The organism is Mycobacterium sp. NPDC004974, from assembly GCF_053600815.1.
Window position 1 is genome coordinate 146,865 of record NZ_JBSGAQ010000011.1, and the last position, 21,014, is coordinate 167,878.

General features: G+C 66.5%; 24 protein-coding genes. 9 read left to right on the forward strand and 15 right to left on the reverse strand.

The genetic code is table 11. The features are described 5' to 3' along the window. Window positions 1-20: 20 nt before the first annotated feature. Together ACWEFV_RS23035 and ACWEFV_RS23040 are read right to left on the reverse strand one after the other, a co-directional pair. The gene (locus tag ACWEFV_RS23035; RefSeq protein ID WP_450071872.1) at window positions 21-431 is read right to left on the reverse strand and encodes a transglycosylase family protein; all 411 of its coding nucleotides are present in this window, start codon (window positions 429-431) and stop codon (window positions 21-23) included. Between the two features lie 399 nt (window positions 432-830). After that, window positions 831-2,186: an alpha/beta hydrolase-fold protein gene (locus ACWEFV_RS23040; RefSeq protein WP_450071873.1), complete on the reverse strand. Its 1,356-nt coding sequence runs from the start codon at window positions 2,184-2,186 to the stop codon at window positions 831-833. Between the two features lie 149 nt (window positions 2,187-2,335). Between ACWEFV_RS23040 and ACWEFV_RS23045 the strand changes: the two genes are divergently transcribed. The 3 genes from ACWEFV_RS23045 (at window position 2,336) to ACWEFV_RS23055 (ending at window position 4,465) form a co-directional block, all read left to right on the forward strand. Continuing rightward, window positions 2,336-3,352, forward strand: a complete 1,017-nt coding sequence (locus tag ACWEFV_RS23045; protein ID WP_450071874.1) for a TIGR03617 family F420-dependent LLM class oxidoreductase — start codon at window positions 2,336-2,338, stop codon at window positions 3,350-3,352. Window positions 3,353-3,420: 68 nt separating this feature from the next. Continuing rightward, window positions 3,421-3,810 carry a TA system antitoxin ParD family protein gene (locus ACWEFV_RS23050; RefSeq protein ID WP_135454825.1) on the forward strand — a complete coding sequence of 130 codons (390 nt, stop codon included), beginning with the start codon at window positions 3,421-3,423 and terminating at the stop codon, window positions 3,808-3,810. 37 nt (window positions 3,811-3,847) lie between these two features. Further along, a complete protein-coding gene (locus ACWEFV_RS23055) occupies window positions 3,848-4,465 on the forward strand; it encodes a zeta toxin family protein (protein WP_135454827.1) in 618 nt (205 codons plus the stop codon). Here ACWEFV_RS23055 and ACWEFV_RS23060 read toward each other — a convergent pair. From ACWEFV_RS23060 to ACWEFV_RS23070, 3 genes are read right to left on the reverse strand one after another with little or no spacing between them, the layout of a single operon-like run. Continuing rightward, window positions 4,415-4,768, reverse strand: a complete 354-nt coding sequence (locus ACWEFV_RS23060) for a thiocyanate hydrolase (RefSeq protein WP_135454829.1) — start codon at window positions 4,766-4,768, stop codon at window positions 4,415-4,417. The two genes, ACWEFV_RS23055 and ACWEFV_RS23060, sit on opposite strands and share 51 nt — an antisense overlap. Before the next feature lie 10 nt (window positions 4,769-4,778). After that, a complete protein-coding gene (gene scnC, locus ACWEFV_RS23065) occupies window positions 4,779-5,504 on the reverse strand; it encodes a thiocyanate hydrolase subunit gamma (protein WP_135454831.1) in 726 nt (241 codons plus the stop codon). A 33-nt stretch (window positions 5,505-5,537) separates the two neighbouring features. Then, on the reverse strand, window positions 5,538-6,362 hold the full coding sequence (locus tag ACWEFV_RS23070) for an SH3-like domain-containing protein (protein WP_450071875.1): 825 nt from the start codon (window positions 6,360-6,362) through the stop codon (window positions 5,538-5,540). 217 nt (window positions 6,363-6,579) lie between these two features. Here ACWEFV_RS23070 and ACWEFV_RS23075 point away from each other — a divergent pair, with 217 nt between their 5' ends. Both ACWEFV_RS23075 and ACWEFV_RS23080 read left to right on the forward strand, forming a co-directional pair. Then, a complete protein-coding gene (locus ACWEFV_RS23075; protein ID WP_167857856.1) occupies window positions 6,580-7,218 on the forward strand; it encodes an FKBP-type peptidyl-prolyl cis-trans isomerase in 639 nt (212 codons plus the stop codon). Between the two features lie 48 nt (window positions 7,219-7,266). Beyond that, window positions 7,267-7,872, forward strand: coding sequence for a class I SAM-dependent methyltransferase (locus ACWEFV_RS23080; protein ID WP_135454835.1), 606 nt, complete (start codon window positions 7,267-7,269; stop codon window positions 7,870-7,872). Here ACWEFV_RS23080 and ACWEFV_RS23085 read toward each other — a convergent pair. Further along, a complete protein-coding gene (locus ACWEFV_RS23085) occupies window positions 7,869-8,393 on the reverse strand; it encodes a putative immunity protein (protein ID WP_450071924.1) in 525 nt (174 codons plus the stop codon). The two genes, ACWEFV_RS23080 and ACWEFV_RS23085, sit on opposite strands and share 4 nt — an antisense overlap. A gap of 249 nt (window positions 8,394-8,642) precedes the next feature. On the opposite strand from ACWEFV_RS23085, the gene ACWEFV_RS23090 reads away from it, so the two are divergent. Then, window positions 8,643-10,004: a TIGR01777 family oxidoreductase gene (locus tag ACWEFV_RS23090; protein WP_450071876.1), complete on the forward strand. Its 1,362-nt coding sequence runs from the start codon at window positions 8,643-8,645 to the stop codon at window positions 10,002-10,004. On the opposite strand, the gene ACWEFV_RS23095 is transcribed toward ACWEFV_RS23090, so the two are convergent. After that, window positions 9,994-10,551, reverse strand: a complete 558-nt coding sequence (locus ACWEFV_RS23095) for a hypothetical protein (protein ID WP_135454843.1) — start codon at window positions 10,549-10,551, stop codon at window positions 9,994-9,996. The two genes, ACWEFV_RS23090 and ACWEFV_RS23095, sit on opposite strands and share 11 nt — an antisense overlap. A gap of 190 nt (window positions 10,552-10,741) precedes the next feature. Here ACWEFV_RS23095 and ACWEFV_RS23100 point away from each other — a divergent pair, with 190 nt between their 5' ends. Beyond that, window positions 10,742-11,959 carry an NAD(P)/FAD-dependent oxidoreductase gene (locus ACWEFV_RS23100; protein ID WP_450071877.1) on the forward strand — a complete coding sequence of 406 codons (1,218 nt, stop codon included), beginning with the start codon at window positions 10,742-10,744 and terminating at the stop codon, window positions 11,957-11,959. A 44-nt stretch (window positions 11,960-12,003) separates the two neighbouring features. On the opposite strand, the gene ACWEFV_RS23105 is transcribed toward ACWEFV_RS23100, so the two are convergent. The 5 genes from ACWEFV_RS23105 to ACWEFV_RS23125 form a co-directional block, all read right to left on the reverse strand. Beyond that, the gene (locus tag ACWEFV_RS23105) at window positions 12,004-12,573 is read right to left on the reverse strand and encodes a transposase (protein ID WP_450071878.1); all 570 of its coding nucleotides are present in this window, start codon (window positions 12,571-12,573) and stop codon (window positions 12,004-12,006) included. Window positions 12,574-12,620: 47 nt separating this feature from the next. Further along, window positions 12,621-13,079, reverse strand: coding sequence for a hypothetical protein (locus tag ACWEFV_RS23110; RefSeq protein WP_450071879.1), 459 nt, complete (start codon window positions 13,077-13,079; stop codon window positions 12,621-12,623). A 153-nt stretch (window positions 13,080-13,232) separates the two neighbouring features. Then, window positions 13,233-14,585, reverse strand: coding sequence for an NAD(P)/FAD-dependent oxidoreductase (locus ACWEFV_RS23115; RefSeq protein WP_450071925.1), 1,353 nt, complete (start codon window positions 14,583-14,585; stop codon window positions 13,233-13,235). 25 nt (window positions 14,586-14,610) lie between these two features. Further along, complete coding sequence (locus ACWEFV_RS23120; protein ID WP_450071880.1) at window positions 14,611-15,780, reverse strand: RNA polymerase sigma factor; 1,170 nt, start codon at window positions 15,778-15,780, stop codon at window positions 14,611-14,613. Then, the gene (locus tag ACWEFV_RS23125; RefSeq protein ID WP_450071881.1) at window positions 15,781-16,188 is read right to left on the reverse strand and encodes a YciI family protein; all 408 of its coding nucleotides are present in this window, start codon (window positions 16,186-16,188) and stop codon (window positions 15,781-15,783) included. A gap of 233 nt (window positions 16,189-16,421) precedes the next feature. On the opposite strand from ACWEFV_RS23125, the gene ACWEFV_RS23130 reads away from it, so the two are divergent. Together ACWEFV_RS23130 and ACWEFV_RS23135 are read left to right on the forward strand one after the other, a co-directional pair. Then, window positions 16,422-16,658, forward strand: coding sequence for a hypothetical protein (locus ACWEFV_RS23130; RefSeq protein ID WP_135454854.1), 237 nt, complete (start codon window positions 16,422-16,424; stop codon window positions 16,656-16,658). Between the two features lie 26 nt (window positions 16,659-16,684). Then, window positions 16,685-17,533: an SMP-30/gluconolactonase/LRE family protein gene (locus ACWEFV_RS23135; RefSeq protein ID WP_450071882.1), complete on the forward strand. Its 849-nt coding sequence runs from the start codon at window positions 16,685-16,687 to the stop codon at window positions 17,531-17,533. Window positions 17,534-17,543: 10 nt separating this feature from the next. On the opposite strand, the gene ACWEFV_RS23140 is transcribed toward ACWEFV_RS23135, so the two are convergent. The 3 genes from ACWEFV_RS23140 to ACWEFV_RS23150 all read right to left on the reverse strand — a co-directional run bounded on the left by ACWEFV_RS23140 (window position 17,544) and on the right by ACWEFV_RS23150 (window position 20,905). Beyond that, entirely contained in the window at window positions 17,544-19,100 is a 1,557-nt protein-coding gene (locus ACWEFV_RS23140) for a threonine/serine ThrE exporter family protein (protein ID WP_450071883.1), read from the reverse strand. Window positions 19,101-19,164: 64 nt separating this feature from the next. Continuing rightward, window positions 19,165-19,824 carry a class I SAM-dependent methyltransferase family protein gene (locus ACWEFV_RS23145; protein WP_450071884.1) on the reverse strand — a complete coding sequence of 220 codons (660 nt, stop codon included), beginning with the start codon at window positions 19,822-19,824 and terminating at the stop codon, window positions 19,165-19,167. Between the two features lie 214 nt (window positions 19,825-20,038). Then, the gene (locus tag ACWEFV_RS23150) at window positions 20,039-20,905 is read right to left on the reverse strand and encodes an alpha/beta hydrolase family esterase (RefSeq protein WP_450071926.1); all 867 of its coding nucleotides are present in this window, start codon (window positions 20,903-20,905) and stop codon (window positions 20,039-20,041) included. Between the last annotated feature and the right edge of the window lie 109 nt (window positions 20,906-21,014).

Sequence of the window (21,014 nt, forward strand, 5' to 3'; positions counted from 1 at the left end):
CCGGGGGGGCGAAGGGGCGATCAGCCCAGCGGATTGAGCACCAAGGTGCACAACCGTGGCAGGTTTCTCAGTGGGATCCAGACCATCACCTGCCGGCAGGTTCCGGTGGCCTGGCCGATCGGTCCGCCGCACACCGGCCACGCTCCGAGGCCTTGAGTTTGCATCACGTTGCGGGCCACGCGAATCTGCTCCTCGCGACTCGCCGCGGCAGGCGACCCCGTTCCCCCATGGGAGGCCCACGTGGCCGGGGTGAACTGCAGCCCACCATAGAAGCCGTTACCGGTGTCAGCTGACCAGTTCCCGCCCGATTCGCATTGCGCCATCGCGTCCCAGTTCGGTTCTGCGCCGGCGTGCGGGACTGTCAGGAGGGTCTGAGCCAAGGCGATCGCACCGATGAACCCGAACACGGTGACGACCTTGCGCACGCGCATGTCGATCCCTTCATGGCGGCATGCACTGTCCGTGCACGCCGATAATGGCGGGGCGAAAGGCCATTTTCAGCCCATCGTGATACGGAGTTTACCGATGAGGCGAAAGTAAAATAGCCGTGCTAGAGAGTCTAATTATCTTCTTTGAGTTTATTTAATAGTTATGCGGTTCTTGAGGCCAATGGGGAAGGCGATACTTCACCCCTGGAGCGTGATAAGTACAGGTCACAGGCCTGACGTCGCACACAGGGCAGGCCGGAGGCGCGCGACGCCCGTCTCATAAATTTCGGCGCCGACCGCTGTGACAATTGGCTACTGCCGTGAATTTAGTTTCTGATGCGTTGGCAGTGAAAGAAATGAATTCTGGTGCAGATGTGACAGATGAGATAGATGTGATTGTAGTTACAAGACGCTGCTGACGACACTCGCCGGGCGCAGGCGGGCGATGATCCCGTCGAGGTCGATGAAGAACATGTCGGGACGGAAGACGTGACCTCCGGGCACCTCATGTGCTTCGAAGGGGATACCGGCGCGGCCGAGGAGATCACGGAACTCGCGCTGACCGGCGAGCACCTCGGTCTCGTTGGCGCTGTCGAACCAGTTGACCGGGTCTGGGCTGGTACCGGCGACAAGGAAGATCCGTTTGTTGCGGTAGCTCTCGATCCGCTCGACCGGGTTGTCGGCACTGACCCTGGCCTGGTCCCAGAATGGGGCGCCGTAAACGGTTCCGCCGGCCAGATCCAGAACCGCCGACGTGATGTTCGCCCAGTGCACCACGAGGCCGAAATCGCGGCGCAGGCTGGCCGGGCCCGAATGGGCACTGACTGAGGCGAAGTGACCGTAGTACTTGGCCGCGTACTTCAGCGCACCGAAACCGCCCATCGAGAAGCCACCGACTGCGCGGCCGTCGTACTCGGCATACGTCCGGAAATTCGCTTCGATCCACGGCAGCAGCTGGGCGATGTGGAACGTCTCCCAGTTGCGCGGTCCGACGAATGAGGTGACCGGGTTGGAATACCACCCGGCGTGCCCGCCGTCGGGCATCACCACGATGATCGGCTTGCCGGCCGTCCAGTCGCGGATACCCATAAAGTCGAACGAGCGGAAGTCGTCGTTGCCGCCGTGGAACATGTAGAGCACGGGATAGGTGCGGCCGCTCGTGTGGTAATCGTCGGGAAGCAGAACGTTGACGCCGGGGTTCCAGCCGATGGCGGCGGTCTGGAATCGGTAGTACCACAGCCGCGGATCGTTCTCGTTGCGGTCGACGATTCGCAGGCCGAATCCGTCGCTGCGACCGCTGAAGATGACCAGCGCCTGCCCCGGGTTGATGTGGCTAGGGTCGGGGATGCCGTTGACGCCGGCGATCGGCGGATAGAACGAGGCGTCACCGTAGAAGCGTGAAGCCAACGCCGACAACGTATCTCCGGGGGCGACGATGTATCTCTTGAGTTCCGGGACGATGAGCCGCTGCCCCGGATTGAGGGCGTCGCCCTCGGCGATCCCGCTGGCGGCTGCGATCAACCGGGACAACTCCGGATGCCCGTAGAAACGCGAGGCCACGGCCGGCAACGTGTCCCCGGGTGCCACGGTGTACCGCGCATAGTCGGGAAAGACCAGTTTCTGTCCGACGTTGACGACGTTGGGGTTGGGAATTGCGCTGGCCGCCGCGATCAGCCGGTACAGGTCCGCGTCCCCGTAGAACCGCAACGCCAATGCTGACAGAGTCTCCCCCGCCACGACCGTATGAATCCTGACCATGGGTCCCCTCCTTCAGTTGCAACGAGCTCTGGTTGACGACGAGTCCGATTGCCCTGATCTCCCACAAGTCTAGGCGCCCAGCGGCGTGAAACGGTTGACTTCAAAGGCATTACAGGTACGCGGCACCAACGCTCACGTACGCTCCCCACGTGTACGTCGACGTGATGACCGTTCCGCAGCCGCTGGCAAAAATCGGCGACCTTGCCCGTCGTACCCAGTCCGCCGGATTCTCCGGGCTCCTACTCACCGAAACCGGCCGCACCGCGTACCTCAATGCGGCGGTCGCGTCTCAGTCCGCTCCCGGCCTGGAGCTCTCGACCGGTGTCGCCGTTGCCTTTCCGCGCAGTCCGTTCATCACCGCAGCGTCGGCCTGGGAACTCCAGGAGGCAACGGATGGCAGGTTTCGGCTCGGCATCGGCACACAGGTCCGCACGCACGTGGTCCGGCGCTACGGAATGCCCTTCGAGCGACCGGGCCCACGCCTGCGCGACTACGTGCTGGCCGTGAAGGCCTGCTTCGCCGCATTCCGCACTGGCAAGCTCGATCATCACGGGGATTTCTACGACCTCGATTTCATCACCGCCCAGTGGAGCCCCGGACCGATCGACGCACCCGATCCCAAGGTCGACATCGCCGCCGTGAATCCGTGGATGCTGCGCATGGCCGGCGAAGTTGCCGACGGCGTACACGTCCATCCGATCGGCGAGCCGGGCTATATCGCCCGCCACGTGCTGCCCAACCTGGCCGCCGGCGCGGCCAAGGCGGGCCGCTCCCCCGCCGATATCGCCAAGATCATCCCCGTGATGACGATCGTCGGCGACAGCGACGAAGAACGCGCCAACGAGCGCGAGTTCGTGCGGGCCAGCATGAGCTTCTACGGCAGCACGCCGAACTATGCCTTCATCTGGGACGAGGCGGGTTTCGACGGCACCACCGCACGCCTGCGCGAAAAGCAGAAAGCCGGTGACATCGCCGGCATGGCGGCCCAGATCACCGACGATCACATCGCCGCCTTTGCCACCGAATCGACCTGGGATGGACTCGCGGACGCGTTGACGGCCAAATACGCCGGAATCGCCACCCGCATCGTGCTCTACAACGCGCTCGGCGGGCCCGAACGATTCGAGCGGTACGGCGAGATCGCGAAGCGATTGGCGGCGATATAACATCAGGACAAGCCAGCTTTGTAGCATTCTGCTACGCTGGTTTCAGACTGCTACAACGGAGGTCCATCATGACCGAAACCGCAGATCGGGTAACCCGGTTCGCCGCCGACCTGATGGACAGTGCCGCCGCGGAAGGCGCACGTCAGAGCCGGTCGGCCAAGCAGCAACTCGACCACTGGGCCCGTGTGGGCCGGGCCGTGTCGAGCCAGCACAGTGCGGCACGCCGCAAGGTGGAGTCCGCGTTGGCAGGCGATACCCCGCTTCGGGAGTTGACGGCCGAGGAAGGCGCGGTGTTCGACGCCGAGATCACCGCCTCGATCGAGGAGAGCCTGGCGCGCGCCGACTACGGCAAGACGCTGGCCGGACGCGGGATCACCACCGTGGCGCTCGACGAGAATGGCGAGATCGTGCAGTACCGCCCCGACGGCAGCACTGCGGTACTGGCGCACCAGCGGTGATCGTGGCTTGCGCTGATCTGGACCGTACCGCCGCACGGTGAAGCGCCTCGACCTCGTCGTCGGCTGCAACGGCGCCGGCAAATCCACCTTCGTCGAACTCACCCTCTCACCGCTGCTCCCCGGCAGCGCATTCGTCAACGCAGACGAAATCGCCAAACGACGCTGGCCCGAAGACCCGGCCCCGCACTCCTACGAGGCGGCGCTGGTCGCCGCCGAAACCCGGGCCAAACTCATCGAGCTCGGTGAGTCCTTCATCGCCGAGACGGTGTTCTCCCACCCGTCCAAGCTCGAGCTCATCGACACCGCACACGCGGCGGGGTACACCGTGATCCTGCACTGCGTCCTGATCCCCGAAGACCTGGCTGTGCAACGAGTGCACCACCGGGTGCGGGCCGGCGGCCACGACGTCCCCGAGACGAAGATTCGTGAACGCTACCAACGACTTTGGAATCTTGTAGCGATCGCCGCGGTGCGGGTGGACTCGGCGATGTTCTACGACAACAGCACCATCAGAGGCCCGCGGATCGTCGCTCAGATCGCCGGCGGATTCGTCGTCGGGTCACCCACGTGGCCGAAATGGACACCGCCGGTACTGAATTCCCGGTCAGTCCGCCTCGAGTCGGGCCCGGACCTCCCGCATACGTTCGGCCAGTGACTGCTCATCGATGATGTTCCTGGCAATCAGCGAATGCGTCAGTGCGGCAAGCTGGTTCTCCGGGTACGGCAGCGTCACATACACCTCGTTGACCAGACGGTCCTCATCGTTTCGGCGGGTGAGCAACGGCAGAGTCACTCCCTCGTGGTCGAGTGCGTCGCATATCCCGTCCAGACTCGACTTCCACGGCGGTACCAGGTTGGAGACGCCATACTTCTGCGCCATGCGGGGCCACACCTGCCCGCGCCCGACAAGCTCCTCCAGCGTCCGCACCCTGACTGTCGTCACGTCGTCGTCTGCCATCGGCTGTCCCTCAGTACCCTTCGGCCGGCCGGACCGCTGCATGCACCGGACGCTGCGCATTCGTCGTCACGCCTGGCTTCGGCAGGGCAACACCGATCATGCAATCGCGGGTGACGATCTCGGCGAGTTGCTCCTCGGTCCAGCCCTCGGTTCCGGCGGGCCGGACCGGCATCACCAGGAATCGGCGTTTGGAATTGGAGTCCTCGATACGGATCTCGACGTCATCGGGCAGGAAAAGGCCGAATTCCCCGAGTACCTGACGCGGCCAGCGCACGATCCGACGCCGGTAGTTGGGCGTCCGATACCACTCAGGAGAGTTGCCGAGAAGCGGCCGCGGATAACACGAGCACAAGGTGCAGACGATCACGTGATGCAAAGTCGGCGTGTTCTCGAGCACCTCCAGCGCCGTGAAGTCACTGGGCGTCCCGAATCCGGTCGGGTGCAGCCAATCGATTCCCACTTCCTTACTGGCGGCGATGGGATCCGTGAGCGCCAGCTGCTTGAAATCCGGATCGACCCAGGCCTTCGCGACGAATCGCGACCCCGGCGCCGGTCCGATCTGTTCGACGAACTCGGTGTAGTGCCGATGGTCTTCTGCGGTGAACAGGCCCTTTTCGATAGCCAATTCGCGTAGCGCGATCTCCAGGACCTCGAAATCGGTCACTTCCTCGACCATCGGGGCCGCGTGCCGCTCAGGAGCATCGTGATGTGAATGTGCGGCGTCGTCGTGCGTCATTTCGCATTCCTGTTCGTCCGTCGAATGAGCGGTCTAACCGAGCGGCTGCAACCACAATTCGGAGATCTCGGCCTGAAGGGTGTCGCCTTCGGCGCCCGCGTACGGGTCCCAGACATCTGTCATGTTGAAGCGCACGATGTAGAACCACTGAGGCTTCTGCTCTTCGCGGTCGAACGCCTCGTCCTCGGGCACCAGGCTCTCGTAGGACACCTCGACGACCGTCGCCGGTTTGCCGCGCAGATACTCCTGGGTCCGGGTGTAGAAGATCGTCGGGAGATCCCGCACACGCACCCGATCACCGACGGCGAACCGAGGAGTGCCGGCCTGGCCGGCGAACCGTTGCGGATCGCCCTTCCCCAGCGCCTCGATGTGATGGTGGTTCCTCGAGACCGTCGTCGGATCACCGACGCTGCGCGGTGCGGCCGACAGCGCGTCCACGGCACCTGCGGCCACGCGGGCGCGCACCTCATCGACTCGCTCCAACAACTCGCGAAGCGTGATGTGGTCCTTCTCGACCAGGAGTCGGGCGATAGCCCACACCCACCGGCCGTAATAGGGGAAGCCGTGGTAGATCGTCCGCCCCACATCGACGTTTCCCAGCCGCCGCCGTTCTTCGGACGTCCAAATACCACGCCAGCCGAGAACCTCACACGTGACAAAGGTATTGAGTTCCCACGCCTCTTCTTCTTTTTCTTCGAAGATCGCCGGGGCGTCAGGATCGCCGCCGACGTCGTGCGGGTTCTTCATGAAGGCACCGAAGAGGGTGTGGTCTATCTGATCGGGATAAGGCCAGTCCTGGAGCCGATGTAGTGCTGGGCGCAACTGGCTGACAAAGTCACCCATGGAATTGTTGGCCATAATCCGTGTCCTCGGGTGTGGATAAACGGTCTGCCTGCGGCGACGCTATCACGGGCAAACAGCATCCGGTGCCTATCGATGAATATCTCGACCGACCCGTATCGAATTGTTGCATTTTCACAATTCCGACAGAATTCACCGATCCCGACGATGAGGGAACCGGCGAGTGCCCGGCTATCGGCGGGCACCACTTCCCGTCGCTGTAGCGTGACGAGGCATGAACTCCTTTCGCGTGCCTTCCTCCGTTGCGCTCGTGGCCTGTGCCGCGTCGTTGACCATGGCGCTCGCCGCGTGCGGCTCCGACACGGAAAAGTCCTCGGCCACCTCCTCGCCGAGCACGCCGTCGGTCGCCGAGGTGCTCACGCCCTCGATCGCCGAGACCGCAACCGAGGCCAGCACGTGCCCGACCGCAGCGCCCCAGAACGCGGGCGCCCCCGAATGGACGATGTCCGGGGCGACCGGCAGCGTCGCGGTCACCGGCTCCACCGATACCGCGGCGCCGGTGGTCAAGGTCGACGGACCGTTCAGCGTGGCCCAGACGCAGGTGCAGACCCTCAAGGCCGGCGATGGGCCCGTCGTCGCACCGTCGGCCAACGTCACCGTCTGCTACATGGGCGTCAACGGACGCGACGGATCGGTGTTCGACAGCAGCTACCAACGTGGCGAACCGGTCGACTTCCCGCTCAACGGCGTCGTGCCGGGCTTCCAGAAAGCCATTTCAGGACAGAAGGTCGGTTCCACCGTGGCGGTGGCGATGACCTCTGCCGACGGTTACCCCCAGGGGCAGCCCGCTGCCGGTATCCAGCCGGGCGACTCGTTGGTCTTCGCGATCAAGATCCTCGACGCCCAGGGCTGAGCCACACCGCCCGGCCCGGGCCCGGCATCCGCTTGCAACAATGCTCACATGGTCGAGCGGAGTATCTGGATGCAAAAGGTCGCGGCCGATCCCGGGCATTCGAACTGGTACATCGAACGCTTTCGTGCCATGGCGCGCGCCGGTGAGGACCTGGCCGGGGAAGCTCGCCTGATCGACGCGATGGCGTCGCGCAATGCCCGCATCCTGGATGCCGGCTGCGGTCCCGGCCGGGTAGGCGGATATCTGGCCGCGGCCGGACACCAGGTGGTCGGCGTCGACGTCGACCCGGCATTGATCGAAGCAGCCAAGAAGGACCATCCCGGACCGCGGTGGCTCGTCGGCGACCTTGCCGAGCTCGACCTGCCGGCACGGGGCATCGCCGACGCGTTCGACATCATCGTGTCGGCAGGCAACGTGATGACATTCCTCGCCCCGAGCACCCGGGTCCAGGTCCTGACCCGACTGCGCGCCCATCTCGCCGACGACGGCCGTGCGGTGATCGGATTCGGAGCCGGCCGCGAATACGAGTTCGGTCAGTTCCTCGACGACGCGGCAACGGCCGGGTTCACCCCGGACCTGTTGTTGTCGACGTGGGATGTGCGCCCCTTCACCGAAGACTCGGATTTCCTCGTCGCGATCCTGCGCCCCGCCTAGCTCGACCCGTTCGCGAAGACCGACCAGCAGATGTCATTGCGTAGGCGCTGGTCGTCGAGGACCAGGTCTCGAATCGCATCCGGGAGCTGGTCACGCTGCCACTGACATTCGAGCCGACCCGCGGCGTCAGCATCTCCATTCGAGGCCGCGGCGCGCACGGCTTTGATGGCGTACGCCGCCGCACCGAGTTCGTGCGCTGCCACATGGGCCACGGCCCCGGCCTGACCGGCCGCATACGCCGCGTGCCGCGCCGGCCCACGCAGGTCTCGGGCCGCCCCCATGGCGTGACCGCCCGCTGCACGCGCCTGCATCATCTTGACCTCGCCGCGGACCCAGGCCCGGGCGTGATCGATGGCCTGACGCGGTCGAGGATCCCCGGGTTGAACCGACTCGAAAAGATACAGCACGTGCTCTGCACACGACGCCGCCCACAAGGCGAGGAGGCGATGATCCGGATCGGTCAGGGTCCCGCCGCGTCGGATGGTGATGAAGCGAGGATCGCGGATCTTGGGAAGGATCACCGCCGGCCCACTCGATCGGATCGCCCAATCGCCATGTGCCAAGGGTGCCACGGGTAGCGACCGCCTTGCTCGCGGCTATTGCCACAGGTGCCCCGCATCAATGTCACCTGGTTCTCCTGGGTGACAGCCCTTTCCGAGATCGGTACCGGACTGTTGTTCGCCTATGCCGGCATGCGGGCGAGGCGGGCTACCCCGTAAAGGCGGTCGCGGAGCCGCCCCCGGCTCGGATCCTGCAGGTAACGTCGTCCGATGGGATTGGTGTACTCCAGCATCGTCGACGCCCCGCAGGACGAAGTCTTCGCCTGGCACAGCCGACCGGGCGCGTTCGCCAGGCTGTCACCGCCGTGGCAGGCGATGCAGCTCAAGTCCGAGGCCACTTCACTGCGCGACGGCCGCGCTGAACTCGCGCTCCCCGGCGGGCTGCGCTGGGTGGCTGAGCACCAGGCCGACGAGTACGACCCGCCACGACGCTTCGTCGACCAGATAGCCCGCGGTGGGCCGGCCTCGCTGCCCGCGGCACTGGCGGTGCGCTGGAAGCACATTCACGAATTCGACGCCGTCGACGCCACCCACACCCGGATGACCGACCGGGTCGAGACGCCCGTGCCCGGCCGTTTCCTGCGTCCGATGTTCGCCTACCGTCATCGCCAACTCGCCGACGACCTCGCGGCCCACCAAGAGGCCCGAGCACACGGACTGGCGCCGCTGACGGTCGCGGTCACCGGGGCGTCCGGGCTGGTCGGGTCGGCGTTGACCGCGTTCCTGAGCACCGGCGGTCACCGCGTCATCCGGCTGGTCCGCCACGCGGCAACCAAACCTGCTGAACGGCCATGGAACCCGACCGATCCCGACCCGGACCTGCTCACCGGGGTCGACGCCGTCATCCACCTTGCCGGTGCTTCGATCGCCGGTCGGTTCACCGATGGGCACCGCCGCGCGATTCGCGACAGCCGCATCGGGCCGACCCGCCGGCTCGCCGAACTGATCGCCGACACCGATCCCGGGCCGCAGGTGGTGGTCAGCGCGTCAGCGGTCGGTTTCTACGGGTACGACCGCGCCGACGAGGTTCTCACCGAGACCAGTGAGCGCGGCGATGGGTTCCTCGCCGATGTCGTGGCCGACTGGGAGGACGCGCTGGCCCCGGCGGAACAATCCGGGGCGCGCGTGGTGCGGATCCGTACCGGGATCGTGCAATCTCCGAGCGGCGGCACGCTTCGACTGTTGCGTCCGCTGTTCGCCGTCGGGCTCGGCGGCCGCATCGGCGACGGACAACAATGGTTGCCCTGGATCGGCATCGACGACCTGGTCGACATCTACTACCGCGCGTTGTGGGACGAGGGACTGTCCGGCCCGATCAACGCCGTGGCCCCGGAGCCGGTGCGTAACGCTGAATACACCGACACGCTCGGCCGCGTCCTGCACCGCCCGACAGTTCTGCCGGTGCCCGCGCTGGGGCCACGGGTACTGCTGGGCGATCAAGGTGCCCGCGAACTGGCCTGCGCCAGCCAGCGGGCCGTTCCTGCGGTTCTTACCGCCGCCGATCACCGCTTCCGCCATCCCCACCTGGATCAGGCGCTGCGCCACGTATTGGGACGCGCGGTTACGGCGTAGGGGCCGCAGGTGGTGCCGGGGGGCGCTGACCCGGTGCGTTGTACTCGTATCCGGGCGGAGGTGGGCCGTTCAGCGAGTAGTAGCCAGGTGGCAGCGCCGGGCCGGCCGGAGCGCTGCCGGGTGCCGGCGCCGTGACCGGTGTCTCCGAGCCGGGAGCGTTGATCGATTTGTAGCCGGGCGGCAGCGGCGGAGCCGGACCTGCGCCGGGAGGCGGTGCGACACCCTCGGGCGCTCCCCCGCCGCCCTGGAAGCCGCCCGGGTCGTGGGCCTGATGCCAGAGATCCCTCAGCGTGCCGACCGGGCCCGATCCGTACTGCCCGGAGCCGTACACCGGGTTCGCGATCTCGGGCACCTGCGGCGGACCGACCGGCGCGGGCGGCGGCGGGGCCGCCAGCGCCGGATCCGACGGTGCCGGTGCCGGGTCGGGCACGACAGGGTCTGCTGCCGCCTGACCGGCGGTGGCCAGCACAGCACCGACGACGGTCAAGCCTGCGATCGCGAGCTTCGCCCCTTTGACGCGGAGCGTGGCCCGATGCACTTCGGTCATCTATCCGGCGGTCCTCTCTGTCTCACCCGCTAGAACTCCTGTTCGGCAAACAGGGCGGGTACCGGGCGGTCCGTGCATCGTCGCACACCCCACCGGTCACGCGCTGTACTCGCGCGACGAACAGGTCGCGTCTGGGCAGCCGGCGCGCTGATCGGCGACCCCGATTTGTCTCGCATGGCAGGCTGAACCAGTGGGGCGAGTACTGATCGTCGGATCAGGTTTCGCCGGGTTGTGGGCGGCGCTCGGTGCGGCCAGGCGCGTCGACGAACTCGGACCAGCGGCCGACGGCGTGCAGATCACGGTGGTCAGCGAGCGTCCCTTCCACGACATCCGCGTCCGCAACTACGAGACCGATCTCACCGACTGCCGAATCCCGTTGGAGAAGCTGCTGGATCCCGTCGGCATCGTCCATGTCCTCGCCGAGGTCACCGCAATCGATGCCGGGGCCCGGAATGTCACGGCGCACCAGGATGGACGAACGCTGACCCTCGGCTACGACCGACTGGTGTTGGCCGCCGGCAGCCGGGTCGCACGACCAAATATCCCCGGACTGGCCGAGTTCGGTTACGACGTCGACACGTTCGCCGGCGCCAGCCGCCTCGCGGCTCATCTGGATACGTTGTTTGCAAATCCGCAGACATCGGGTGCCGGCACGGTCGTTGTGGTCGGGGCGGGACTGACCGGCATCGAGACCGCCTGCGAATTGCCCACGAGGCTGGCCGCGATCTTCGACGGCTCCCCGGCGCCGAAGGTCCTGCTCGTCGACCACAACCCGCAGGTCGGCTCGGACATGGGCACCTCGGCGCGCCCGGTGATCGAAACCGCATTGTGCGACAACGGAGTTCAGGTCATGACCGGTGTCAGCGTGCGCGCCGTCGATATCGGCGCAGTGACGTTGTCATCGGGCGACACGATACCCACGGCCACCGTGGTGTGGTGCGCGGGAATGCGCGCCAACGCACTGACGGCGCAACTGCCGGTGACACTGGACCGGTTCGGTCGGCTGCCGGTCGACGACTACCTGCGCGTCGAGGGCGTGCCCGCGGTGTTCGCGGCCGGCGACGTGGCCGCCGCGCGGGTCGACGATGGCCACCTGTCAGTGATGTCGTGTCAACACGGCAGGCCGATGGGCCGATACGCCGGATACAACGTGATCGGCGACCTGCTCGGTCGGCCCATGCGCGCGCTGCGAATCCCTTGGTATGTCACTGTTCTCGATCTAGGCCCGGCCGGTGCGGTCTACACCGAGGGCTGGGATCGCGATGTCGTGGCGACGGGCGCGGCGGCCAAGGCCACCAAGAAGACCATCAACACCGAACGGATCTACCCGCCGCTGACCGGTGACCGACAGGCCCTGCTCGCGGCGGCCGCCCCCGACCTTCAGGCCCGGCCGGCCCGAGGCGCGTAGCGCACCTCAGCCGGTCTGCGTGTCCAGGATCTAGGGCATGTCTCCTAATCGGCAAGGAGCCTGAGCCAGGTACAAACTGCTGAGAGCATCACGCCGGCTCGGTAGGTAAGCGCGAGTTTGTCGTAGCGGGTGGCCAATGCCCGCCACTGCTTGAGGGTGCAGAATGACCGCTCAACGACGTTGCATCCCTTGTACTTCTCTGCATCGAACTGGACCGGACGTCCCGCGCGACTGCCTCGTCGGACGCGATTGCGTTTCTGGTCGTCGGGTTCGGTGATCACCGCCTCGATGCCCCGTGCCCGCAGATGCCTCCGGTTGGCTTTCGACGAGTAAGCCTTGTCGCCGAGCACCGCGTCCGGCCGGGTCCGCGCTGCCAAGATCGTGTCCCAGGTTCCGTCGCCGGCATAGCGACGGTGACGCTTCCAGATCGTCTGCCACGGACCGAATTCCGCAGGCACGTCGCGCCACGCAATACCAGCGCGGTACCGGTACACGATGCCCTCGACGACCCGGCGATTGTTCCGCAACGGGCGACCCCGCAGGCCGTCAGAAGACGGCAACATCGGTTCGATCAGCGACCACTGCGCATCGGTGAGGTGTTCGGTGCGAGACACGATGCCCAGTGTCGCCAACGCAGGCACGCCTATCTAGGAGACACGCCCTAGCGATTTCCTTGCTGCTTGATCTCTTCGAATCTCTCTCTGAGGAACGGAATGAACGCAACGGCATCAAAGTCTTGGAAGCGGTCCCTGTACTTCATGAGGGATTGCTCAAGATGACTCACGATATCGTCGCAAAGATGTGTCCTCGTCTCCCATTCCGATAGCTCCTCATACTCGTCTACGACGAGCATCTGATCGACCAGAAGCTTGTCGTCTTTCTTGATATACCGAACAAGCGACCTCAGGTCGCCCTTCTCGACATTGACCTTGTGATAGAACCGCAGGATCAGGCCGAGCGCAATGTGGCTGAACTGGGCATCAAGGTTCCGCAATTGGGGAGCAATTCGATCCTGCCAGGCGTAGTCATTCAGGCTATTGAGAACGTCGTCCAGGATGCCCTGGTTTATGGTAGCCTTTTCCGCCGTTTTCCCTCCTTGTGAATCATAAGTGATCTTCAAGAAGATACCCATAATCAAGACGCCCTTCTTCTTCGCCGCCTGCTACGAACCGCGCACTGAACGCGGTGCCCTGTCGACCACTCCAGCACCCCTGACTGCACAGCGGATCACTCACCGCAACAGCCATATTGGTCACAAACTGTTGTTGCTGTACTAGCCGTCGCTTCCGCCCGGAGGCACTTCGGGCGGCGGCGGTGTCAGCGCGTCCCATGTGGTCCACGTGTAGCGCTGCTCGGGGAGGCCGGTCGCTCCGAGCATGAACGCCCGGTGCGCGCGACGGGCCCGCGCGATGGTGACCAGCCAGGTGCCGACCGTGCTGACCCGGTTACGGATGCCGGTCAGAAACGCGATGTGGAGGAAACCCCATGCCAGCCATCCGAAAACACCGGCGACCTTGACCGGCCCGACTTGCAGAAGTGCCTGTCCCCGAGCGATATACGCCGCTGAGCCGAGGTCCCGGTAGCGGAACGGCCGTCGGGGCTTGCCGGCGAGTTCCCGACGGATGCACGAAGCGACGTGCAGCCCACCCTGCATCGCGTTCTCGGCGACCCCGGGCAGATTCTCGCGGCCGGCCAGATCTCCGATCACGAAAATCTCGGGATAGCCGGCAACCGAAAGATCAGGCCCGACAGCGATTCTGCCGCTGCGGTCGGACTCCGCCCCCAGCACCTTGGCGACATGCCGGGCAAAGGGCACGGCTTCCACTCCGGCCGTCCACAACACGGTGCGTGCCACGTACTGCTCGTCGGGACCGCCGGCCTTCGGGCTGACGGTCACGCCGTCCCGGCCGACGTCGGTGACGTGGACACCCATGTGCAACTCGACGCCCAGCCGCTGTAGCGACCGGGTCGCCTTCTCGCCCAGTTCCGGACAGAAAGCCTTCAAAACCCGTTCGCCACCGTCGAACAGCAGCACTCTGGCTTCCTCGGGCTCGATGCTGTGGAACTCGTGCGCCAGAGTGCGGGTTGCCATCTCTCGTATCTGCCCGGCCAGCTCCACCCCGGTGGGGCCACCACCGGTGACGGCGAACGTGAGCCAACCGTCACGCTCAGGTCCCGGCGGCAACGTCTCGGCGATTTCGAAGGCGGTGAACACCCGCTGACGGATGTTGGCCGCATCGTCGAGCGTCTTCATCCCCGGGGCCCACTGCGCGAAGTGCTCGTTGCCGAAGTAGGACTGCTGCATCCCCGCGGCCACCACGAGCACGTCGTAGTCGATGGTGAACGTCGTCTCATCCGGCCGTCGGGCGGTCACCTGCCGCAATTGCGGGTCGACGTCGACCGCCTCGCCGAGCAACGTGGTCACGTTGCGGTGTCGCTCGAACTCCTCACGCAGCGGACGGCTGATCTGTCCGAAGCTCAACGTTCCGGTGGCGCACTGGTACAGGAGGGGCTGGAACAAGTGTCCCGCCGCCCGGTCCAGCAGGGTCACGTCAACGTCGGTTCCGCCCAGTCGGCGCGCACAGAACAGACCGCCGAATCCCCCACCGATGATCAACACCCTCATTCGACTGCTGCCCACAACTAGGAGGTTAGCCGTCCTCCCTGGAAATGCGACCGTGCAGAACAGATGCCCGCAGGGTGAGATGGTTGCGCTCGGCCAGCGATTGCGCCTCGGCCGCCGCCTTCACGTAGAGCCGTGCCGCCATCGAGATGTCGCCTGCACGCTCGTGCAGATAGGCGGCCGCCGCGGTGTGGCGCGGCAGTGCCGGGTCGAGTTCGGCGAGCGCGGCCAACCCCGCCTGCGGCCCGTCGGCCTCACCTACGGCGACAGCGCGGTTGAGTCGCACCACCGGACTGTCGGTGAGCGCCACGAGTTCGTCGTACCACTCGACGATCTGCACCCAGTCGGTCTCCTCGGCGGACTGGGCGTCGGCATGCAGCGCCGCCACCGCCGCCTGCGCCTGGTACTGCCCGAGCCGGTCGCGTGCCAGCGCGGCTTGCAGCACGAACACACCCTCGGCGATGAGGTGGCGCTGCCACAGCGTGCGGTCCTGCTCCGCCAGCGGAACCAGGCTCCCGTCGGCGCGGGTGCGAGCCGGGCGCCTGGCATGGTGCAGCAGGAACAGTGCGAGCAGGCCGCTGACTTCCGGATCGTCGGTGGTCCTGGCCAATTGACGGGCCAACCTGATCGCCTCGGCTGCCAGGTCGACATCGCCGCTGTAGCCCTCGTTGAACACCAGGTACAGCACGCTCAGCACGGTGCCCAGGTCCCCGGGACTGTCCAGCCGCACCTCGGCCACAGTGCGCTTGGCGCGGCTGATCCGTTGCGCCATCGTCGATTCCGGCACGAGATAGGCCTGCGCGATCTGGCGTGTGGTCAGGCCGCCGACCGCGCGCAGCGTCAATGCGACGGCGGACGACGAGGTCAGGCTCGGATGCGCGCACAGGAAGTAGAGCTGCAGCGTATCGTCGGCCGCGGGCGCGGCTCCGGCGGCCGGTTCGGTCGAGACCCGGACCTCACGGTCACGCCGCGCCGCGTCGGAGCGGGTGACGTCGAGGAAACGCCGCCACGCCGTGGTGATCAGCCAGCCCTTCGGGTCGTCGGGTTGGCGGCGCGGCCAGGTTTCCCAGGCCCGGACCAGGGCTTCCTGCACGGCGTCCTCGGCCGTCGCGAAGTCGGCCCCGCGGCGGACGAGGGCAGCCAGGACACCGGGAATCAGATCGCGGAGTTGCTGCTCGTCCACCGCGCCGGCGGCCATCTACTCGGTGACGGTCGACGAGGCCGTCAGGAACGGGCGCACCTCGAGCCACTCGTGGATCGGCTTGCCGCCGGCGCCGGGCGCCGCCGACAGTTCTCCGGCCAGCGCGACGGCCCGCTCGTAGGAGTCGACGTCGACGATCATCCAGCCCGCGATCAGGTCCTTGGTCTCGGCGAACGGGCCGTCGGTCACCGGTGGCCTGCCCTCGCCGTCGTAGCGGACCCAGGCGCCCTCCGGGGCGAGGGCCTGGCTGTTGACGTACTCACCGCTGTCCTTCAGCCGGTCCGCTAAGTCGTTCATGTACTGGAGGTGGGCCTGGATCTCGTCTGGTGTCCACTGGTCCATCGGGATGTCGTTGACGGACGCGGGCGCGCCTCGGTAGTGCTTGAGAAACAGGTACTTGGCCATGTGATTCTCCCTTCAGGTTCGCGACCCTAGTTGGTCGCTCACATCTGGGACGGAGCCATCGCGGCGTTCTCGACATCGAAAACCGAAATCTTTCTGATCTCGGTGTCAGCCCATGTCGCGCTGGTTCAGGATGACGTATGACCCCGTCGCCGACCTCAAGTGCAGACTCAATCACTTCGTTTGGCTAAGCTTCGGGTATCCAAGTTCAGAGTCAAGCACCGAGGTGGACATTCATGTTCGGAAGCAAGGCAACCCTGGCCACCATCGCGGCCACCGGCCTGATCGGGGCCGCCCTCGGCCTCGGCACCGCCATCGCGAGCGCGGAACCGGACCCGAGCCTGCCGCCACCGCCGAACGCGCCGAAGAAGCCGGCTGAGACCTGGCAGGGCAAGCCGATGGTCTGGTGGAACCTGCCTGCCGGCGGCCACTGGGGCGTCTGGGTCAACGGCGACTTCCTCCCGTTCACCTGATCGGTTGAACCGGACCTGAGGGCCCGATGACATCCATCGAGGCCCTCGCCGCAGTCCCGTTCATCGACGGGATCGTCTACGGCGAGGGGCCCCGTTGGCACGGTGACCGCCTGTGGTTCACCGATGGCCTGGCCGGCCGGGTCTACTCGGCCGGCGCGGCCGGTGACCTCGCAGTCGAGGTCGAGCTCGCGCGTGCTTCCGGTCTCGGATGGCTACCCGACGGAACCCTCGTGGTGTCGACGCTCTTCGCAGCACAGCTGCACCATGCCGACGCGCGCGGGAGCGTGACGGCCACCTACGACGTCAGCGACCTGGCGTGGTCCACCAACGATCTGGTGGTCGCGCCGGACGGCCGGGCGTACGTCGACCTATACATCGCCGACGGCGGCGGCCTGACCGGCGGGATCGGCCTGGTCGCCCCCGACGGCACCGTGCAGGTGGTCGCCACCGGGTTGTCGATGCCCAATGGCCTGGCATTCCTACCCGATGAGTCGACCCTGGTGGTCAGCGAGACACACGGCTCGCGGCTGCTGGCGTTCACCGCCGGTCCCGACGGCAGCCTCAGTTCGCCGACCGTGTTCGCCGACCTCGGTCCGCACCGGCACCCCGACGGGTTGTGCGTCGACACCGCGGGAGGCGTCTGGGTCGGCTGCTATGACACCGGGGAGTTCCTGCGCGTGCTCGCCGGTGGCGAGATCACCCATCGCATCGAGATCGACAGCGGATGGGCGGTGGCCCCGGCGCTCGGCGGCCACGACGGACGAACGCTGTATCTCGTGGTCGACGAAACAACTCACGAAGGTCTTCTGGCCGGCTCCTCGACGGGTCGGATCCTGCAGGCACGCGTCGACATTCCCGGTGTGGGATCGCCCTGATCGCCTGATTTCAGTGGCCCTGGTCTTCGCTCTCATCGGCGTCGGACTCTTCGGCCGGTGCCGCTTCCAACGGGACACTTTCGCGTTGGGCGCCGACAGCGGGGGTGTTGTCAGCGGGTTGGAGCCGGACCACCTGGCCGACTGCGCGGCGCAGCCCAGGCGGTCCTTCTTTACGGAAGTACTCACCGATGCGTCCGGCACGGTACCGAAGTGGCGAGCCGAGCAGCTCACCCAACACCACGCCGCTGCCGAGGGCCAGCGCTGTCGCTGCCGCGGTCAGCAGGTGCGCGAGCCCCTCACCGAACTTCTCGTCCACGGCGAAGGCGAACACCGCCCAGAACACCGCGAGGCCGGGGAGCATCGGCATGATGCCGGCCGTCGCCGTCACCAGCGCCGGAGACTGCCGGCGAATGGAGATCAACGTGGCCAGGAAACCGACACCGACCGCCGCGATCCCGGTGGCCGCCCACTGGCCGAACCCAGCTGTCCCCAGCCCGATCAATGTCAGCTCCGCCAGCCCGGCCGCCAGCCCGGCTGTGGGCAATGAGCGCAGTGGTGCATAGCTGGCCATGGTCAGGCAGATCCCGGCCAGCGCGGCACCCACAACCGCCAGGATTATCGGCAGCGGTCCCCTCGGGGTAATGAAGGTGCCGGCCGCGTTGACGTGCAGTTCGATCTCGACCCCCAGCAGCGTGGCGGCCTGCAGTGCGCCGGTGATGCCGACGACGATTCCCGCGGTGAGAAACACCGCGTCACCGAGCCGCGCGACTGCAGTGACCATGTAACCGGTCAACGCGTCCTGCACGGCACCGACCAGGGTCATCCCGGACAACAACAACACGATCCCGGTGGCGACCAGGGCGCTGAGACCCTGACCGGTGTAGCGGTAGGCAGCCAGAGCGATCAACGTCGCGATCGCCGCCCCGACCGCATGCTGGAAGAAGAACGGTGTACCGATTCGGTTCAGCAGCCGGCCGACCCGGTCGATCAGCGCGGCGGTGAGGCTGGCCAGCAGACAGGTCAACCAGTTGCCGCCCAGCAACATCGCGATGCCGAGCGCGAAACCCGCCCACCCGGCGGTCGCGAGCCATCGAGGAAACGGATGCGGGCTCTCGGTCAGCTCATCCATGGCCTCGTGCGCCTCGTCGACGGTGATACCGCCGGCCGTGATGCGCCGAACCAATCGATCGAGATGAGCGAGCCGGGTGTAATCCGTCGACCTGGTCCGTACCGCCCGCATGATCGTTACCGGCGGGCTGTCCGCGGTCGGCAGTGCCGACACGATGATCGTCGCGACGGTGATGTCGACGACACAGTCGGTGAGCCGGTAGGCCTGTGCGACGTCCTGGGTGGTGGCCACGACATCGGCAGTACCCGAGCCCGACGACAGCATCACCTCCGCGAGCCGGATGGTCAGGTCGAGGACCTTGCGGGTGTGCACGTCACCCATCCCCGCCGACGCGCGACTGCGTCGGCCGGCGACCGGTGCCGGGTCGCGGCGCCCTCGCAGGGCCATGCGCAGCCCGCCGCGCAAGCGGTCCCTGCCGTTCAGACCTTCCTCAGCCATCGTTGAAAAGCGTACTGATGAACGGTCGGCTCCCGGTGGAACTACGCCTCGGCCCGCGGTGTCGTCAGCGGGCGCGGTCGGCGGCCCGGATCACATCGGAGCCGACAAAGGTGAAGATCTGCGCGCCCGGCACCAACGGTTCAGGGGACCCGGTGAAGCGATGCGCTCCCACGCCATAGCTCACATCCGGTGGCGACACCCAGACCAGGTCGAAACCGCGCTCGTCAAACCAATTGAGGATCAAGGGAACCCGGTCGGGAACGGTGCGCCCCCGGGTCCACAGCACGGTGCCGCCGGTCTTCGTCAGCTGCGGGAGGAAGCCGATGGCCCGTTCGATGTCCTCGTCGGTGATGTTGCCGAAGATGCCGCAGGCCACCACGACGTCGGCAGGGACCAGGTCCGCGTAGTGGTCGATGAGCGCGGCATCTCCGGTCACCACCTCGACGCCGGTCAACCCATAGCTGCTCACCTTCTCGGCGGCGACCTCGGCGTTGCGGGGATCCAACTCGACCAGGCGCGCCCGGACATCGTCGCGCCGCGGATGCCCGGCCAGTACCTCGAGCAGGTCGCGGCCTTGGCCGGCGCACAAGCTGACGACCCGAAGCGGGCCGGCCGGAGCGTCGTCCAGCGATTGTCTGATCAAGGTCTGCACGGCGCGAAGCCGGTGCGCCAGCGCCGAATCGGGTCGGTCATAGTCTTCATGCCAGCTGTGCCAGTCCACCACGGGAGAAACCCTATGGCCGGGGGACGATCCGCCCCGGCGTTGCAGGTCGGCCCGACCCGGCCGCACTTGACTACGCACGGTCGCCCCCGCGTCGTGAATTCATTTGGCGCAGAGCGCTATTCGATCAGCACTGGTCGACTGATCGGACCAGGTGGCGGGTTTATCGCGGCGTGATGAATATTGGCGGCCAGCGCTGGAACCGCAGGGCCGGCGACTATCTGCCGTGAGCGGCGAAGAACTGCGCCGAGGCGTCCGAGGCATCGAAAGCCCGACTGGCCGCTCCAACGGACTGCACCGGAAGTATCTCGGGCACGCCCGGCCAGGTGTGCCCGCCCCCGTCGACCCGCATGAACACCACCGAAGTTCCGGCGGCACACCCATCCGAGGCGATGCGGTGGGTTTCGGTGCCGTCGCCGGTGCTGGGCAGCACCTCGTCAGACGGAGCCGGGCAGCCGTTGATCTGGCGCCACCGGTCCACCATCGCGGGTCCCGACACCACCGTGCTTCCTCCCCCACGCCCCGTCATCGGTCCGCCGTTGAACGGCACAACGGGGTCCGCCGTCCCATATGTGGCCAGGACCGAAACCGGCCTCGACGGATTGCAACCGACATTCGTCCCGAGGGTGCCCGCCACCGGGGCGATGGCCGCGAACAGGTCGGCCCGATCACAGGCCAACCGGTTGGCCATGAATCCGCCGGCCGACAGACCGGTGGCATATACCCGGCCCCTCGGGATCGCGTTCTCGGCCACGAGACGATCGACGAGGGTCGCGATGAACCCGACATCGTCGACCCGCTGACGGTCCGGCACAGAGGCGCCGCGGCCGTCGGCCCAGCTGTAATCGATGCCGTCCGGGTAGACCACGGCCAACCCGTAGGCGTCTGCCACCGCGTCGTAATGGGTGAGCGCGGCCTGGTCGGCTCCGGTCGCACCGGCGGCATGCAGGTTGACGACCAGCCCGGAGGGTGGGCCACCGGCAGGTAGATGGAGCCGATACGTACGCATCATGCCGCCGTAGTCGATCTGCGCCGACGGAAGGGGTACTGCCGACGCCGGTGCGGCCGCGGACCAGGAGAGCACGACAAGTGCGGCGGATACCAGCGCTCTGAGACGTCCCGGGGTGAAATGCACCGGGGCAGAGTAGATATCACGGGCGAACTTCCGGGCAACGCCACGTGACCTACCGGAG